The 383-nt window shown below is 78.3% G+C and carries 1 protein-coding gene; it reads right to left on the reverse strand.

All coding sequences use genetic code 11. The annotated features are described in order from the left end of the window. Positions 1-83: 83 nt before the first annotated feature. Positions 84-383, reverse strand: a 300-nt coding sequence (locus LPA54_RS41905) for a Beta-galactosidase C-terminal domain (protein WP_228985576.1), incomplete at its 5' end; no start/stop codon positions are given.

Consider the following 383-nt stretch of genomic DNA (forward strand, 5'->3'; position numbering starts at 1 on the left):
GTGCCGGCCGTTGCCGCACAGGAAGGCGTCCTCCCAGCGGGCGGCCGGCCGGGGCTCCCAGGTGCCGTGCACGGGTCCGGCGGTCATGGCGCGAGCACCGCCACGCCGTAGCGGCCGAGAGTGACCCGGTCGGTGACGGTGACGCCGGTGAGCAGGTCGCGGTGGGTGCCGGGGACGTCCACGGTGACCTCGCCCCGGCCGTGGTGCAGCAGGAACAGCAGCCCGCCCCTGCGCACGGCCTCCACCGCGTCCGGGAGCCCGTCCAGCACCGGCCGCGCCCCCGCCCCGGCGGCGACGCGGGTGAGCAGGTCCCGCAGGGCGTCGGGCTCGGGGAGGGTGGAGACGTACCAGGCGCGGCCCTTGCGGAGCACGGCGGGCAGTCC

The organism is Streptomyces sp. DH12, from assembly GCF_020873895.1.
GTDB lineage: Bacteria > Actinomycetota > Actinomycetes > Streptomycetales > Streptomycetaceae > Streptomyces.